The organism is Acidimicrobiales bacterium (assembly GCA_036399815.1).
Lineage (GTDB): Bacteria > Actinomycetota > Acidimicrobiia > Acidimicrobiales > DASWMK01 > DASWMK01.
Window position 1 is genome coordinate 1 of sequence record DASWMK010000197.1, and the last position, 16367, is coordinate 16367.

Sequence of the window (16367 nt, forward strand, 5' to 3'; positions counted from 1 at the left end):
GCAGGACGCTTCCGAGCGGGCGTGCTCCGGGCGCTCGCCCCGGCGGGACCACCGACTGCGACTGCGGTCGGCACATCAGGCACCCAGAGCTTGACCGTGTAGCGCTTGCCGTTGACCTCGACGTCGACGTCGCGCTGGACCTTCGGGGCCTGCCCGTCGCCGTCGGCCGACGCGGCTGCGGCCGGCTTCGGCGGCGAGGCCACGCCGGACAGGTCGAGGCGCTCCTCGACCCACTTGGTCGAGTGGCGGGCCTCGGCGAAGTCGGGGTGGGACAGGATCGCCACGTGGGCGGGCACGGTCGTGGCGATGCCCTCGACCCGCAGCTCCCGCAGGGCCCGCAGCATCCGCCGTCGGGCGGCCTCGCGGTCCTCGCCCCACACGACGAGCTTGCCGACCAGGTTGTCGTAGAACTGGCTGATCTCGTCGCCCGACTCGTAGCCGCCGTCCCAGCGGGTGCCGGGGCCGGCCGGGGCGGCGAGCGACGTGATGCGCCCGGGGGAGGGGAGGAAGCGGCCGCCGGCCGGGTCCTCGGCGTTGATCCGGCACTCGATGCTGTGCCCGCGGCGCTCGATGTCGTCCTGCCCGAACGACAGCGGCTCGCCCGCCGCCACCCGCAGCTGCTCGGCGACGAGGTCGGTGCCGGTGACCATCTCGGTGACCGGGTGCTCGACCTGGAGCCTCGTGTTCATCTCGAGGAACCAGAACTCGCCGTCCTGGTAGAGGAACTCGACGGTGCCGGCGTTGACGTAGCCGCACCCCCTGGCCACCCGCACGGCCGCGTCGCCCATGGCCCGGCGGACCTCGTCGGCCAGGCCCGGCGCCGGGCTCTCCTCGACCAGCTTCTGGTGTCGCCGCTGGGCCGAGCAGTCCCGCTCGCCGAGCCACACGCAGTTGCCGTGGGTGTCGGCCATCACCTGCATCTCGATGTGGCGCGGCCAGGTGAGGTAGCGCTCGAGGTACACCTCGTCCCGCCCGAAGTAAGCGGCCGCCTCCCGCCTGGCCGACTCCATGGCCGCCTCGACCTCGGACGGGTCGCCGACCACCTTCATGCCCCGCCCGCCGCCGCCGTACGCGGCCTTGATGGCCACCGGCCAGCCGTGCTCGGCCCCGAAGGCCCGCACCTGGTCGGGCGAGGTGACCTCCTCGGTCAGCCCGGGCACGCCGCTCACCCCGGACCGCTCGGCCGCCCGGCGGGCGGAGATCTTGTCGCCCATCTGCTCGATGGCCTCGGGCGGCGGGCCGACGAAGGTGACGCCCCTCGCCGTGATGGCCCTCGCGAAGTCGGTGTTCTCCGAGAAGAACCCGTAGCCGGGGTGGACGGCGTCGGCCCCGCTGCGCTCGACGGCGTCCAGGATGGCCGCCGTGTTCAGGTAGCTCTCGGCCGCCGTCGACCCGCCGAGGGCGTACGCCTCGTCGGCCAGGCGGACGTGCAGCGCGTGCCGGTCGAGGTCGGAGTAGACGGCGACCGACGCGATCCCGAGCTCCCGGCAGGCGCGGACGACCCGGACGGCGATCTCGCCGCGGTTGGCGATGAGGACCTTGGAGAGCACGGTCCCTATCGTGTCAGGCCTGGAACCGACCGAGCTCCACCCGATCGCGCCGGCGGTCGCCGGCAGCCGCTTCGCCGAGGTGCGCTGGGTGAGGGAGACCGGCTCCACGAACGCCGACCTCCTCGCCGCCGCCGGCGACGGCGCCGCCGAGGGGACCGTGCTCGTCGCCGACCACCAGACGGCCGGCCGGGGCCGACTCGGGCGCCGGTGGGACGCGGCCCCCGGCGACGGGCTGCTGTTCTCGGTCCTGCTCCGCCCGTCCCTGCCGCCCGACCGCCTCCACCTGTGCTCGCTGGCCGTCGCCCTCGCCGCCATCGACGGCTGCGAGCAGGCGGCCGGCGTGCGGCCCGGGCTGAAGTGGCCGAACGACCTCGTGGTCGGCGACCGCAAGCTGGCCGGGGTGCTGGCCGAGGCGGCGGTGGTGGGCGACCGGGTCGACGCCGTGGTCGTCGGCGTCGGCGTGAACGTCAGGGCCGACGGGCTGCCGCCGGAGCTTCGCTCGACGGCGGTCGGGCTGGCCGAGGTGGCCGAGGGGCCGGTGGAGAGCGGCGTGCTGCTCGTCGCCGTCCTGCGGGCCCTCGACCGGTGGTGGGGGACGGTCGCGGTGGGCGAGGACGGCTGGGCGACGGTGGCCGACGCGGCGAGGGCGGCGTCGACCACGCTCGGGCGCGACGTCAGGGTCGAGCGGCCCGGCGGCGACCTCGACGGCGTGGCCGAGGCGCTCGACGACGCCGGGCGGCTGGTCGTGGTGGACGCCGCCGGCCACCGCCATGCGGTGGCGGCCGGCGACGTGACCCACCTCCGCCCGCTCCCGCCGACCTAGACGGGGCGAGGGCAGGACCTGCCTCAGCCGCGTCCGCCCGCCTCGCAGTTCACGATCGTGCCGCCCTGCGGGTAGACGTCGCACAGGTCGACCTCGGCGCCGCCGTCGAGGGCGTCCTGGTTCTCCTGGCCGAACAGCTGGTCGTCGCCGGTCCCGCCGTACAGGCGGTCCTGGCCGTAGCCGCCCTGGAGCGTGTCCGACCCGGCGTTGCCGTAGAACACGTTGGGCAGGCCGAGCCCGACGAGCAGGTCGTCGCCGGCCCCGCCCCTGATCTCCTCGAAGTCGGAGCGGACGTTGTCGCCCTCGCCGGCCTCGCCGTCGCCGGCGACGCCGTCGGGGGTGACGGTGACCGCCGTCGGCCGGCCGCTGTAGTCGAGGACGTCCCAGTGGGCGTCGCCGGTGATCAGGTCGGCGCCGTTCGGGGCCGTGCCCTCGAGGAACACGTCGTTCTCGCTGCCGCCCCGCACGTCGTCGTTGCCGAGGCCGCCGTCGAGGACGTCGGCCCCGCCGGCGCCGTCGATGTAGTCGGCGCCGTTCCCGCCGGTGACCGTGTCCCTGCCGGCGCCGCCGAGGACCATGTCGTCGCCGTCGCCGCCGATGATCGTGTCGTTGTCGTCCGAGCCGCAGATGCGGTCGTTGCCGCCCCGGCCGTCGATGTAGTCGTCGCCGCCGCGGCCGACGATGACGTCGTTGCCCTCGGTGCCGATCAGGCGGTCCGCCCCGCTGTAGCCCGGGATCGTCGGCCGCAGCCCGAAGCACGTCGTCGCCGCGTCGGCCGGCCCCGTCCCGACCACCAGGGTGGCGGCCCCGAGCAGGACCACCGCCGCCGTCCTCGCACCCTGTCGGATCCCCATCGCTCGCTTCCCCTCGCCGTACGCCCAGGTGTGAGCCCGTTACTCTCCGTAGGGGTCATCGGCGCGGGAGGGGGCGACCCTTAGGGATCGTCCTCGTGTTCCTCGATGGAGCGGAACAGGTCGGCGACGGGCGCGGTCAGGGGGCCGGGCGCCGGGAGGGGGCGGCCGTCGATGGCGGCGACGGGCTGGACCCCGCGGGTGGTGGACACGAGGAACGCCTCGGTGACCGAGCCGAGGGCCGCGACGGGGACGGCGAGCTCCTCGACGGCGGCCCGCTCGAGGACGATCGCCCTGGTCACACCGGCCAGGCAGCCCGAGGTGAGCGGCGGCGTGACCAGCCGGCCGTCGAGGGCGAGGACGATGTTCGACCCGGTCCCCTCGCACACGTCGCCGGCCAGGTTGGCGAACAGCGCCTCGTCGGCGCCGGCGTCGGCGGCGGCCGCCAGGGCCCGCACGTTCTCGGCGTAGGAGGTCGTCTTCAGCCCGGCCAGCGCCCCCCGCTCGTTCCTCGGCCAGGGCACGAGGGCGAGGGTGGCGGACGGCGGCGGCGGGGTCAGCGGCCCGGCGGCGACGACCACGGTGGGTGGCGACTCGGCGCGCGCCGTTCCCAGCGGGCCGGGCCCGCCGGTGACCGTCACCCGGAGCTTGCCCGGCCGGTCGCCGAGCCCGGCGGCGGCGACGACGTCGGCCATCGCCCGGCGGAGGACGGCGTCGTCGGGCACGGCGAGGCGCAGCGCCTGGCCCGACCGCCGGAGGCGCTCCAGGTGGCGGCGGGCGGCGAAGGGGATCCCGCGCACGACCTTCAGGGTCTCGAACACGCCGTCGCCGACGACCACGCCGTGGTCGAGGGCGGACAGGTGGCGGCCGGCGGGGTCCACGAGGTCCCCGTCGACCCACAGCGCGGTCACACCGGTGGCGCCCTGGGGTACGGGTGCTGGCACCCGCCCAGCGTAGGATCGCCGCCCACGGCGGGCCGGTGACTCGACGAGGAGTGCCGATGGACTTCGAGCTGTCCGAGGAGCAGGAGGCGTTCAGGAAGGTCGTCCGCGACTTCGCGGAGTCCGAGATCGCGCCGCACGCCGAGGCGTGGGACCGCGACCACGTCTTCCCGGTGGACACCGTTCGGGCGATGGGCGACCTCGGCCTGTTCGGCATCCCCTTCCCCGAGGAGTACGGCGGCGGCGGGGCCGACCTCACGACCCTGTGCGTCGCCATCGAGGAGCTGGCGCGGGTCGACCAGTCGATGGCGATCACCCTGGAGGCGGCGGTCGGGCTCGGCGCCAGCCCGATCTTCCGGTTCGGCACGGAGGAGCAGCGCCAGCGGTGGCTGCCCGACCTGTGCGCCGGCCGCGCCCTCGGCGCGTTCGGCCTCACCGAGCCGGGCGGAGGGAGCGACGCCGGGGCCCCCCGCACCCGGGCCGACCTGGACGAGGCCGCCGGCGAGTGGGTGGTGAACGGCGAGAAGGCGTTCATCACCAACGCCGGCACGCCGATCACCTCGGTCGTCACGATCACGGCGAGGACGGGGCCGGGGGAGATCAGCAGCATCGTCGTCCCCGCCGGGACGGCCGGGCTGGAGGTCGCCCCGCCCTACCGGAAGATGGGCTGGCACGCCTCGGACACGCGGGGCCTGGCGTTCACGGACTGCCGGGTGCCGGCCGACCACCTGCTCGGCCAGCGGGGCCGGGGCTTCGCCAACTTCCTCGCCACCCTGGACGAGGGCCGCATCGCCATCGCCGCCCTGGCCGTCGGCACCATCCAGGCCTGCCTCGAGCACAGCGTCGCTTATGCCGGCGAGCGCCAGGCCTTCGGCCGGCCCATCGGCGCCAACCAGGGGGTGGCCTTCAAGTGCGCCGACCTCGCCGTCATGGCCGAGTGCGCGAGGGCGCTCACCTACAAGGCGGCGTGGCTGCGCGACGTCGGCCGCCCGTACAAGCGGGCCGCGGCGATCGCCAAGCTCTACGCCACCGAGGCGGCCGTGACGGCCACCAGGGAGGCCACCCAGATCTTCGGCGGCTACGGGTTCATGGACGAGACGCCGGTCTCCCGCTTCTACCGCGACTCGAAGATCCTGGAGATCGGCGAGGGCACGAGCGAGATCCAGCGGCTCGTGATCAGCCGGGAGCTCGGCCTGCCCGTCACCTGACCGGCCGCCGCCCGGCGACCACCAGGTAGGTCACGGCGTACACGAACCCGCGGCCGGCGGCCCCGTCGACGGCCGCCTCCCAGGCGGCCACGTCGTGGTCGGCCCATCCCCAGAGCCGGGGCCAGCTCCGCAGGCCGAACGCGTCGGCCGGGTCGGTCAGCACGAGGGCGACGGCGTCGACGGTCACATCGGCCAGCCCCGCCGCCCCGAGGAGCGCGGGCAGCCGGCGGGCGAGCGTGCCGTTGCGGTAGCCGCGGTCGCGGCGCCCGGCGACGACCCGCTCGACCAGCGCGGGCGGCGCCCCCGGCACCTCGACGACGAGTGACCCCTGGTCGGGGTCGGCCACGACGACGGCGCCTCCCGGCCGCGTCACCCGCACCAGCTCGGCCAGCGCCGCCTCCGGGGCGGCCAGGTGCTGGAGCACGCGGTCGGCGCGGGCGGCGCCGAACGCCCCGGCCGGGAACGGCAGCCGCGCCGCGTCCGCGACGGCGACCGTGGCGCCCCGGCGGCGGGCGGTGGCGGCCATGGCGGCCGAGCGGTCGACGCCGACGGCGCGGGTGCCGGGACCGGCGGCGAGCACGTCGAGGCCGGGGCCGCAGCCGACGTCGAGGACGGGCGCCAGCCCGGCCACCCGGCGGCGGGCGACCTCCTTGTAGGCGAGCACCGCGGGCCACCCGTCGACCCGCTCCTGCCACGCCACGGCGCCCGCCACGTCCTCCGCGCCGTCGACGTCCGCGTACGTCTCGCTCACCGCCCGAGCATGCCGGCGCGGGGCCCCGGCAGCGCCGTTGGGGCGGCTGGGCCCGCTGCTACGTTGACCCCGTGCCCACCTCTCGGAGGGGGCGCCGCCGCCGCACCTGGCCCCAGCGGCTCCTCATCGGGTTCAACATCTTCCTGATCTTCACCTGTCTCGTCACCGCCGCGGGGCTCGGCTACTTCTACTTCAAGTTCGGCCAGCTCCCCCGGATCGAGCTCGGCAACGTGCTGACCGAGGAGACCGGGCCGACCTCGCCCCAGAACTTCCTCGTGGTCGGGGTGGACAGCGCCGAGGGCATCGACCCGAACAACCCGATCACGATCGGCCGGGAGACCCTCGGCGCGGCCCGGTCGGACACGATCATGGTCCTGCGCGTCGACCCGGGCTCGTCCCGGGCCCAGCTCCTGTCGATCCTGCGCGACCTCTGGGTGCCGATCACCTGCACGGGCGGCGAGGAGCAGCGGGTCAACACGGCGCTCGAGGCCGGCGGGGCGCAGTGCCTGGTCGAGACCGTCGAGCGGGCCCTCGACATCCCGATCAACCACTACGTGCAGGTCGACTGGCTCGGGTTCCAGCGCATCGTGGACGCCGTCGACGGCGTGCCCATCTACTTCCCGAACCCGGTTCGGGACCGCAACTCCGGGCTGCTGATCGAGACCCCTGGCTGCGTCACCCTGGACCCGAACCAGGCGCTCGCGTTCGCCCGGTCCCGCTACTACGAGAACTTCCTCGACGGGCAGTGGCAGCGGGAGGGCTCGGCCGACCGGGGGCGGGTCCAGCGCCAGCAGCTGTTCATCCAGCAGGCGCTGCGGCGGGCGGTGGCCAAGGGCGTGCGCAACCCGATCGTGCTGAACCAGCTGATCGACGTCGCCCTCGACAGCGTGGTCCTCGACGACCAGCTGAGCGCCAAGGACATCTTCCAGCTCGGCAACCGCTTCCGCAGCTTCGACCCGGCGACGCTCGAGACGTACTCGCTGCCGACGGCCGACGAGGTGACCGCGGGCGGGGCCGCCGTCCAGCTCCTCCTCGCCGACGAGGCCGAGCCCATCCTCGACGTGTTCAGGGGCCAGCAGGAGGACGAGGGCGCCGACCTGCCGCCCGGCGAGGTGCGGGTGCGGGTGCTGAACGGGAGCGGGATCACCGGGCAGGCCGGGCAGGCGGCGGCCGACCTCGCCGGCGCCGGGTTCGACGTCATCGGCAGCGGCGACGCCGAGGCGTTCGGGGCGGCGACCACCGTGGTCCGCTTCGCCCCCGGCAAGCAGGTCGAGGCCGACGTGGCCCGGCGCTGGCTGGCGGCCGGCGCCCAGGTGCAGGAGGCGCCCGAGCTGGCCGGCGGCGACGTCGACGTGGTCGTCGTGACCGGGGCCGACTACGCCGGCGTGCGGGCCGAGGCGGCCGCGCCGGACGACGCCTCGCCGGCGGCGACGGCGACCACCGGGACGACGGCACCGTCCCCGTCGACCACCGCGCCGGGCAGCACGACCACCGTGCCGCCCGAGGTCGTCCCGCAGGCGCCCGAGGGCGCCGCGCCCTGCGGCTGACCGGCGCCCGCCCGCTACCCTCGTCCCCCTGTGAAAGGCCTCGTCCTCGCCGGTGGTGCCGGCTCGCGCCTGCGGCCGATCACCCACACGAGCGCCAAGCAGCTGGTGCCGGTGGCGAACAAGCCGATCCTGTTCTACGGGCTCGAGCACCTCGCCGCGGCCGGCATCCGCGACGTCGGCATGATCGTCGGGGACACGAGGGCGGAGATCATGGCGGCCGTCGGCGACGGGACCCGGTGGGGCCTCCAGGTCACGTACCTCCACCAGGAGGCGCCGCTCGGCCTGGCCCACTGCGTGCTGATCGCGCGCGAGTTCCTCGGCGACGACGACTTCGTGATGTACCTGGGCGACAACCTCCTCCAGGCCGGGGTGGCCGGGTTCGTGCGGGGCTTCGAGGCGGCCCGCCGCAGCCACCCCCGGCTGGGCGAGGACGCCGCGCCGTGGGCGGCGTCGATCCTGCTGAAGAAGGTGCCCGACCCGCAGCGCTTCGGGGTGGCCGAGCTGGACGAGGGGGGAGAGGTCGTCCGCCTGGTCGAGAAGCCGGCCGACCCGCCGTCGGACCTCGCGCTCGTCGGCGTGTACCTGTTCGACCGGCACGTGCACGAGGCCGTCCGGGCCATCAAGCCGTCGGCCAGGGGCGAGCTGGAGATCACCGACGCCATCCAGTGGCTGCTCGACAACGGCCACCGCGTCCACCACGAGGTGCTCGACGGCTGGTGGATCGACACCGGCAAGCTCACCCCGCTCCTCGAGGCCAACCGGCTCGTGCTGGAGACGATCGCCCCCCGCGTGGACGGCAGCGTGGACGCGGCGTCGCGGCTGGAGGGCCGGGTCGTGGTCGAGCGGGGCGCCCGCGTCGTCGAGTCCACCATCAGGGGACCGGCCATCGTCGGTGAGTGCACGACGGTCGAGCGCAGCTACGTCGGGCCGTTCAGCGCCATCAGCCACCACTGCACGGTGGTCGACTCCGAGGTCGAGCACTCGATCGTCCTGGAGGGCAGCAGGATCGAGGGGATCCCCCGCCTGGACGGGTCGCTGCTCGGCCGGTCGGTCGAGGTGCGCCGCCGGGAGGACCTGCCGCGGGCGGCCCGGCTGATGGTCGGCGACCACTCGGTGGTCGAGCTCTGATGCCGACCGTCGTCCCCTGCGAGGCCATCGACGGCGTGGTGCTCGTCCACCCCGACGTGCACGGCGACGAGCGGGGCTGCTTCGTCGAGACCTACCGGCGCCAGTGGCTGCCCCTCGGCCGGGAGATGGTCCAGGCCAACCGGGTCGACCGCCAGCGGGGCGCCGTGGTCGGCCTCCACTTCCACCTGCACCAGGCGGACTACTGGTACGTGGTTGGGGGCAGGGCTCGGGTGGTGCTCCACGACCTGCGCGACGGCTCGCCCACCGAGGGGGCGACGTTCACCGTCGACCTCGGCGACGGGGACCACCGCCACACCGGGGTGTTCATCCCGCCCGGCGTGGCCCACGGGTTCGCCGCCCTCACCGACATGACGATGACGTACCTGGTCGACGGCTACTACAACCCGGACGACGAGCTCGGCGTGGCCTGGGACGACCCCGAGATCGGCGCCGACTGGGGCGTGACCGACCCGATCCTGTCGGGCCGCGACCGGTCGAACCCCCGCCGCCGCGACCTCGCCCGCCCCCGCGCCGGCCTCCGGACCTGACCGTGCGCGTCCTCGTCACCGGCGGCGCCGGCTTCATCGGGTCGAACTTCACGCGCTTCTGGCTGGAGCGCCACCCGGGCGACGACGTGGTCGTGCTCGACGCGCTCACCTACGCGGGCAACCCGGCCAGCCTCGCCGACGTGGAGGGGCGGATCACGTTCGTGGAGGGCGACATCGCCGACCTCGCGCTGGTCGAGCGGCTGCTGCGCGACCGCCCGGTCGACGTGGTCGTCAACTTCGCCGCCGAGTCGCACAACAGCTTCGCCCTCGTCGACCCGGGCCGCTTCTTCCGCACCAACGTGCTCGGCACCCAAGCGCTCCTCGAGGCGGCCCGCCGGGTCGGCGTCGGCCGCTTCCACCACATCTCCACCTGCGAGGTGTACGGCGACCTCGACCTCGACAGCGACGAGGCGTTCACCGAGTCCTCGCCCTACCGGCCCCGCACGCCGTACAACGCGTCGAAGGCCGGGGCCGACCACGCCGTGCGCGCCTACTTCGAGACCTGGGGCCTGCCGGTCACGATCACGAACTGCGCCAACAACTACGGGCCGTTCCAGTTCCCGGAGAAGGTCGTCCCGCTGTTCACCACGAACGCGCTGGACGACGAGCCGCTGCCCCTCTACGCCTCGACCCAGAACCGGCGGGAGTGGGTGCACGTGCTCGACCACTGCACCGGCATCGAGGCCGTGCTCGACCGGGGGGTGGTGGGCGAGACCTACCACGTGGGCACGGGGCTCGAGCGCAGCATCGAGCAGATCGCGGACGGCGTGCTGGCCGCGCTGGGCAAGCCCGCCTCGCTGAAGCGCATCGTGCCCGACCGGCCCGGCCACGACCGCCGCTACCTGCTCGACTCGTCGAGGATCCGCAGGGAGCTGGGCTGGTCGCCGTCGGTCGAGTTCGAGCAGGGCCTGGCCGACACGGTGGCCTGGTACGCCGAGCACCGGGACTGGTGGGAGCCGCTGAAGGGCCGGGCGCCGGTGGCCGAGGCCACCGCCTGGTCCCGATGAGGGTCCTCGTCACGGGCGCCGGCGGGCAGCTCGGCAGCGACGTCGTCGCCGTGTGCGAGGCGGCCGGCGACGAGGTGATCGCCGCCGACCACGCCGCCCTCGACGTGGGCGACCGCGACGCCGTGCTCGGCGCCGTCACCACGATCCAGCCCGACGCCGTCGTGCACGCGGCGGCGTGGACGGCGGTCGACGCCTGCGAGGCCGACCCCGAGCGGGCCTTCCGGGACAACGCCATGGCCGCCCGCCACGTGGCCGACGGCTGCCGGCGGGCCGGCGCCCACCTGTGCTTCGTGTCGACCGACTACGTGTTCGACGGGACGAAGGACGGCCCGTACGTCGAGTGGGACGACCCGAGGCCACTGTCGGTCTACGGGCGCTCGAAGCTGGCCGGGGAGCGGGAGGTGGCGGCCCTGGCGCCGGGGTCGACGATCGTGCGGACGTCGTGGGTGTGCGGGCTGCGGGGCTCGAACATGGTGCGCACGGTGCTGCGCCTGGCCGCCGAGCCCGACCGGGCGCTGGCCTTCGTCGACGACCAGCGGGGGTGCCCGACGTTCACCGCCGACCTCGCCGTCGCCGTCCGCCGGCTCACGGTCGGCCGCTTCGCCGGCACGTACCACGTCACCAACGCCGGCCCCGTCTCGTGGTTCGAGTTCGTCGGCGACGTGCTCGAGGCGGCCGGCCACGACCGGTCGCGGGTGCGGCCGATCACGACCGCCGAGCTCGACCCGCCCCGGCCGGCGCCCCGCCCGGCGAACTCGGTGCTCGACAACGCCGCCCTCCGGGCGGCCGGACTTCCGGCGATGCGGCACTACCGTGAGCCGTTGAGGGAACTCGTGGAGGCGATGCTGGGATGAGTGGCCGGATCGCGGTCATCGGCACGGGCTACGTGGGGCTGACGACGGGCGCCTGCCTGGCCCACCTGGGGCACACGGTCGTGTGCGCCGACATCGACGCGGCCAAGGTCGAGCGGCTGAACCGGGGCGAGGTGCCGATCCTCGAGGCCGGGCTGGAGGAGATCGTCCGCGAGGGCCTGGCCGGCGGGCGGTTGTCGTTCGTGGTCGGGGCCAGGGAGGCCGCCGCCATCTGCGAGTTCGCCTTCCTCTGCGTGCAGACGCCCATGGGCCCGGACGGGTCGGCCGACCTCTCGTTCATCGAGGCGGCGGCCGCCGAGATCGCCCCGGTGCTGCCCACCGACGCCGTCGTCGTCAACAAGTCGACCGTCCCCGTCGGCTCCACCCGGGTGGTGGCCCAGGCCCTCGGGCGGGAGGACGTGGAGGTCGTCTCGAACCCGGAGTTCCTCAGGGAGGGAACCGCCGTCCACGACTTCCTCCACCCCGACCGGGTCGTGATCGGCGCCGACGACCAGTCGGCCGCCGTGCGGGTGGCCTCGCTGTACCTCGGCATCCCGGCGCCGGTGATCGTCACCGACCCGGCGTCGGCCGAGACCATCAAGTACGCCAGCAACGCGTTCCTGGCGACGAAGGTCTCCTTCGTCAACGCCATCGCCGCCGTGTGCGAGGCGGTCGGGGCGGACGTGGACGACGTCGTGCTCGGCATGGGCTACGACCGGCGCATCGGCCACGAGTTCCTGCGGCCGGGGCCGGGCTGGGGCGGCAGCTGCCTGGCCGGCGACGAGACCGTGCTGCTGCGCCGGTCCGGGTCGGTGCGGCTCCTCCGCCTGGAGGACGCGTTCGCCGAGGTCGACCGGGTCGGCCCGCAGGGCTGGGAGGTGCTGGCCTGGCGGCCCGACGACCCGGCGCCCGAGTTCTGGCCGGTGGCCGCCTTCACCCGCCGGCCCTTCGACGGCGACGTGGTGGCCGTGACGACGGCGACCGGGCGGCGGGTGGTGGCCACGGCCGACCACCCGTTCGTGGTCGGCGACGGCGTGGACGGGATGCCGGTGGCCGTGCGGCCGGCCGGCGACCTGCGGCCCACCGACTGGCTGCCCGTCGCCCAGGGCTGCCCCGTGCCCGACGCCACGCCGGGCCCGGTCCGCCCGAGCGGGCGGCGCGTGCCCGACGGGGCGTGGGCCCTCGCCGAGGAGGCCAAGCGGGCCGTCGTGGCCGCGCTGTGGGGCGCGCCGGCGCCCGAGATGGTCACCCGGTCGGCGGCGCTGGTGGACGGCCTCGTCCGCCTGCTCGGCGACCTGCGCGTCGTCGCCACCGTCGAGCGGGCCGGCTCCCGCTGGCGGGTGGCCGTCGACGCCGACCAGTCCGAGGACGTCGCCTGGCTGGTCGGCACCGGCACGGGTGCCGCCGGGCGCCGGACCGGGCACCGGCCGCTGCTGAAGTCGGCGACCTGGGACCGGGTGGTCAGCGCCGAGCGCCGGCCGTGGTGCGGCGCCGTCTACTCGCTGGAGGTCCCCGGCCCGGCGACGATCGTCGCCACCGGCGGCCTCGTGGTCCACAACTGCTTCCCGAAGGACACCAAGGCGCTCATCCGCATCGCCGAGGACGCCGGCTACGACTTCGACCTCCTTCGGGGCGTCGTCAACGTGAACGACGAGCAGTTCGACCGGGTGGCGGCCAAGGTGGCGTCGATGGCCGGGGGCGAGATCGCCGGCGTGACCGTCGCCGCCTGGGGGCTGACGTTCAAGGCGAGGACCGACGACCTGCGCGACTCGCCGGCCATGGAGATCATCGGCCGCCTGCACCGGCAGGGCGCCGTCGTGCGGGCCTACGACCCGGCCATCCGCCGCGACCTCGAGGGGATCACCGTGGTCGACGACCCGTACTCGGCCTGCGAGGGGGCCGAGGTGCTCGTCGTGCTCACCGAGTGGGACGAGTTCCGGTGGCTCGACTTCGACAAGGTGAAGAGCGTGATGGCGGCGCCCCGGGTGGTCGACGCCAGGAACCTGCTCGACCGGTCGGCGCTCCTGCGGCGGGGGTTCGCGCACGAGGGCATCGGCCGGGGCGGCTGAGATGGCGAGGGTCGTCGTCACCGGCGGGGCGGGCTTCCTCGGGTCGCACCTGTGCGAGGCGCTGCTGGCCAGGGGCGACGAGGTCGTGTGCCTCGACAACCTCGTCACCGGCCGGGCGCCGAACATCGAGCACCTCTTCGGCCGGCCCGGGTTCACCTTCGTCGAGCACGACGTCACCAACTACGTGTGGGTGCCCGGCCCGGTCGACGCCGTCATGCACTTCGCCAGCCCGGCGTCACCCAAGGACTACCTGGAGATGCCGATCCAGACCCTGAAGGTCGGCAGCCTCGGCACGCACAAGACGCTCGGCCTGGCCAAGGCCAAGGGCGCCCGGTTCTTCCTGGCGTCCACGAGCGAGGTCTACGGCGACCCGCAGGTCCACCCCCAAGTCGAGGGCTACTGGGGCCACGTGAACCCGGTCGGCCCGAGGGGCGTCTACGACGAGGCCAAGCGCTTCGCCGAGGCCATGACGATGGCCTACCACCGCTACCACGGCGTCGATGTGCGCATTGTGCGTATTTTTAATACGTTTGGTCCGCGGATGAGGCCGAACGACGGGCGGGTCGTGTCGAACTTCCTCACCCAGGCGCTCCAGGGCAAGCCGCTCACCCTGTACGGCGACGGGACCCAGACCCGCAGCTTCTGCTACGTGGACGACGAGGTGCGGGGGTTCCTCCTCCTGCTCGACTCGGACCACGTCGGCCCCGTGAACATCGGCAACCCGGGGGAGTTCACCGTCGAGGAGCTGGCCCGGATGGTCATCGAGGTGACCGGGTCGTCCTCGGAGATCGTGCACGAGCCGCTGCCGGTGGACGACCCGACCCAGCGCCGCCCGGACATCACCCTGGCCAGGGAGCTGCTCGGCTGGGAGCCGACCGTCGACCTCCGAGAGGGGCTGGTCCGCACCGCCGAGTGGCTGCGGGCCGTCCTGTAGGACGGGCGACCGCCGCCCGACCTGCGACCGTCACCGGCGGGCAACGGCACCGTCGTCGCGGAGGTCGTAGCGTCCCCGGCATGCGGTTGAACGGCACCCTCCAGCGGTCGACGCACGTCGTCCTCCACGTGCGCCTCCCCGACCGGCCCGGGGCCCTCGGCGCCGTCGCCCTCCGCATCGGCGCGGTGGGCGCCGACATCACCGACGTGACCGTGGCGAAGCGGGGCGAGGGGACCGCCGTCGACGTGTTCCACCTCACCCTGCCCGAGGCCCGCTGCGACGTGATGGCCGTGCTCTGCGACGAGCTCCGCGAGGTCGACGGCGCCGCCGTGGAGTCCTGGACCAGCGCCGACTGCTGCGCCTAGCTCGCGGCGCGGTCCCGGCGGGCGACGACCTCGATCTCGGTGCCCTCGACCATGCGCTCGATCGTGAGCCCGGCGGCCGGCAGTACGGCGCCGACCTCCTGGGGCGTGTACAGCCTCGCCCTCGCCCGGTTGGCCACCTCGCCGGTGGTGGCGTAGGTGACGAAGCAGTCGAGGTAGGTCGCCGACAGCAGGTTCGGGAACGTCAGGAACACCGTGCCCCCGGGCCGGACGACCCGGTGCAGCTCGCGCAGCAGGAGGAAGGCGTCCTCCCGCTCGAGGTGCTGGAGGGTGAGGACCGAGTAGGCGACGTCGACCTCGCGGTCGGGCACGTCCGGCATGGTCGTCCCGGTGCAGCGGGCGACCCGCACGTTGCCGAGGCCGGACAGGCGGCGGGCGGCGTGGGCGAGCATCTCGTCCGACGCGTCGACCGCCCACAGCTGCCGGCACATCGGGGCCACGTAGCGGGCGACCCGGCCGATGCCGCAGCCGAGGTCGAGCACGACGTCGACCGACCCGTCCCGCAGCAGCGGCCGGATGACCTCCTCGGCCTGGCGCTTGCCCGACGACTCGAACACCTCGGGGTCGGTCTCGTTCAGGATCAGCGCCCTCGCCTGGGTCTCGTCGGTCGGCGACCACAGCGAGCCGTAGCCGTCCCGCCCCGGCGCCGGCGCCGGCGCCGTCGCCGGCCCGGCCGCCGCCGCCGGTGCGTCGGGGGGCGCCAGCCTGGCCCTGGCCCGGTCCAGCGCGGTGACGAGCCGGCTACGGAGGTCGGCCATCAGCGGGCGGCCGGCCGGTCGGCGTCCTCGCGGTTGGCGAGGTACCACTCGACCGTCGTGCGCAGCCCCTCGGCGAACGGCACGGTGGGGGCGAACCCGAACTCGCGGGCCCTGGTGATGTCGAGCTGGCGGCGGGGCTGGCCGTCCGGCTTCGACGGGTCCCATCGCAGCACGCCGTCGAACCCGGTGGCCGTGGCGATCATCTCGGCCAGCTCCCGGATGCGCACCTCGGTGCCGGACCCGAGGTTGACGGGGTCGGGCGAGTCGTAGTGCTCGGCGGCGAGGAGGATGCCCTCGGCCGTGTCGTCGACGTACAGGAAGTCCCGCGACGCCGTGCCCGTGCCCCAGATGTCGACGGCGTCGTCGCCCCGCTCCTTGGCCTCGACGCACTTGCGGATCAGCGCGGGGATGACGTGGGAGACGGCCGGGTCGAACTTGTCGCCGGGGCCGTAGGAGTTCGTCGGCATCACGTGGATCGAGCACTGCCCGTACTGCTGACGGTTGGCGTTCCCGTGCACGAGCAGTGCCTTCTTGGCCACCCCGTACGGCGCGTTGGTGATCTCCGGGTAGCCGTTCCAGAGGTCCTCCTCGCGGAACGGGGTCGGCGTGACGTGGGGGTACGAGCAGATGGTGCCGACGACGACGGTCTTCGGCGTGCCCGCCCGCCTCGCCTCCTCCAGCACGTACGTGCCCATGAGGAGGTTCTCGAGGTAGAGGTCGGCCGGGCGGGCCAGGTTGCCGCCGATGCCGGCCACCCGGGCGGCGAGGTGGATGACGACGTCGGGCTGGGCGTCGACGAACAGCTTGGCCGTGTCGTCGGGACGGGTGAGGTCGTACTCGGCGCTGCGAGGGGCGATGACCGTGCCGGCGCCCCGGTCGGCCAGCCGGCGCAGGACGGCCCGGCCGATGAACCCCGAGCCGCCCGTGACGAGGACGCGGCGGCCGGCCCAGAAGTCGGTCATGGGCCCCAAGGCTAACGTCGCCGGATGCCCGGCCTGCGGGTCGCCATGACGCTCGA

The 16367-nt window shown here is 74.5% G+C and carries 16 protein-coding genes; 10 read left to right on the plus strand and 6 right to left on the minus strand.

The genetic code is table 11. The features are described 5' to 3' along the window. Positions 1 to 1550, minus strand: a 1550-nt coding sequence (locus tag VGB14_14695; protein HEX9994174.1) for an acetyl-CoA carboxylase biotin carboxylase subunit, incomplete at its 3' end; no start/stop codon positions are given. A 10-nt stretch (positions 1551 to 1560) separates the two neighbouring features. Between VGB14_14695 and VGB14_14700 the strand changes: the two genes are divergently transcribed. Next, entirely contained in the window at positions 1561 to 2373 is an 813-nt protein-coding gene (locus tag VGB14_14700) for a biotin--[acetyl-CoA-carboxylase] ligase (GenBank protein HEX9994175.1), read from the plus strand. Between the two features lie 23 nt (positions 2374 to 2396). On the opposite strand, the gene VGB14_14705 is transcribed toward VGB14_14700, so the two are convergent. Together VGB14_14705 and VGB14_14710 are read right to left on the minus strand one after the other, a co-directional pair. Continuing rightward, positions 2397 to 3227 (minus strand): calcium-binding protein, encoded by an 831-nt coding sequence (locus VGB14_14705; protein ID HEX9994176.1) that lies wholly within the window; start codon positions 3225 to 3227, stop codon positions 2397 to 2399. Positions 3228 to 3307: 80 nt separating this feature from the next. After that, on the minus strand, positions 3308 to 4168 hold the full coding sequence (locus VGB14_14710) for an aminotransferase class IV (protein ID HEX9994177.1): 861 nt from the start codon (positions 4166 to 4168) through the stop codon (positions 3308 to 3310). A gap of 56 nt (positions 4169 to 4224) precedes the next feature. Here VGB14_14710 and VGB14_14715 point away from each other — a divergent pair, with 56 nt between their 5' ends. After that, positions 4225 to 5373, plus strand: coding sequence for an acyl-CoA dehydrogenase family protein (locus VGB14_14715; protein ID HEX9994178.1), 1149 nt, complete (start codon positions 4225 to 4227; stop codon positions 5371 to 5373). Here the strand turns inward: VGB14_14715 and VGB14_14720 are convergent. Beyond that, complete coding sequence (locus tag VGB14_14720; protein ID HEX9994179.1) at positions 5366 to 6124, minus strand: methyltransferase domain-containing protein; 759 nt, start codon at positions 6122 to 6124, stop codon at positions 5366 to 5368. The genes VGB14_14715 and VGB14_14720 overlap by 8 nt on opposite strands. Positions 6125 to 6195: 71 nt before the next feature. Here VGB14_14720 and VGB14_14725 point away from each other — a divergent pair, with 71 nt between their 5' ends. The 8 genes from VGB14_14725 (at position 6196) to VGB14_14760 (ending at position 14573) form a co-directional block, all read left to right on the plus strand. Then, complete coding sequence (locus tag VGB14_14725) at positions 6196 to 7671, plus strand: LCP family protein (protein HEX9994180.1); 1476 nt, start codon at positions 6196 to 6198, stop codon at positions 7669 to 7671. A 30-nt stretch (positions 7672 to 7701) separates the two neighbouring features. Next, positions 7702 to 8799 (plus strand): glucose-1-phosphate thymidylyltransferase, encoded by a 1098-nt coding sequence (locus VGB14_14730; GenBank protein ID HEX9994181.1) that lies wholly within the window; start codon positions 7702 to 7704, stop codon positions 8797 to 8799. Then, positions 8799 to 9347, plus strand: coding sequence for a dTDP-4-dehydrorhamnose 3,5-epimerase (rfbC, locus tag VGB14_14735; protein ID HEX9994182.1), 549 nt, complete (start codon positions 8799 to 8801; stop codon positions 9345 to 9347). The genes VGB14_14730 and rfbC overlap by 1 nt, the downstream gene beginning before the upstream one ends. Before the next feature lie 2 nt (positions 9348 to 9349). Continuing rightward, positions 9350 to 10354 carry a dTDP-glucose 4,6-dehydratase gene (gene rfbB / locus VGB14_14740; protein HEX9994183.1) on the plus strand — a complete coding sequence of 335 codons (1005 nt, stop codon included), beginning with the start codon at positions 9350 to 9352 and terminating at the stop codon, positions 10352 to 10354. Continuing rightward, entirely contained in the window at positions 10351 to 11208 is an 858-nt protein-coding gene (rfbD, locus tag VGB14_14745; GenBank protein ID HEX9994184.1) for a dTDP-4-dehydrorhamnose reductase, read from the plus strand. The genes rfbB and rfbD overlap by 4 nt, the downstream gene beginning before the upstream one ends. Then, entirely contained in the window at positions 11205 to 13274 is a 2070-nt protein-coding gene (locus VGB14_14750) for a nucleotide sugar dehydrogenase (GenBank protein ID HEX9994185.1), read from the plus strand. The genes rfbD and VGB14_14750 overlap by 4 nt, the downstream gene beginning before the upstream one ends. Before the next feature lies 1 nt (position 13275). Next, positions 13276 to 14208, plus strand: a complete 933-nt coding sequence (locus VGB14_14755; protein HEX9994186.1) for a UDP-glucuronic acid decarboxylase family protein — start codon at positions 13276 to 13278, stop codon at positions 14206 to 14208. Positions 14209 to 14288: 80 nt separating this feature from the next. Next, the gene (locus tag VGB14_14760; protein ID HEX9994187.1) at positions 14289 to 14573 is read left to right on the plus strand and encodes a hypothetical protein; all 285 of its coding nucleotides are present in this window, start codon (positions 14289 to 14291) and stop codon (positions 14571 to 14573) included. Here VGB14_14760 and VGB14_14765 read toward each other — a convergent pair. Further along, positions 14570 to 15349, minus strand: coding sequence for a class I SAM-dependent methyltransferase (locus VGB14_14765; protein ID HEX9994188.1), 780 nt, complete (start codon positions 15347 to 15349; stop codon positions 14570 to 14572). The genes VGB14_14760 and VGB14_14765 overlap by 4 nt on opposite strands. Next, positions 15349 to 16311 carry a GDP-L-fucose synthase gene (locus VGB14_14770; protein HEX9994189.1) on the minus strand — a complete coding sequence of 321 codons (963 nt, stop codon included), beginning with the start codon at positions 16309 to 16311 and terminating at the stop codon, positions 15349 to 15351. Before VGB14_14770 ends, VGB14_14765 begins: the two co-directional genes overlap by 1 nt. Positions 16312 to 16367 lie beyond the last annotated feature (56 nt).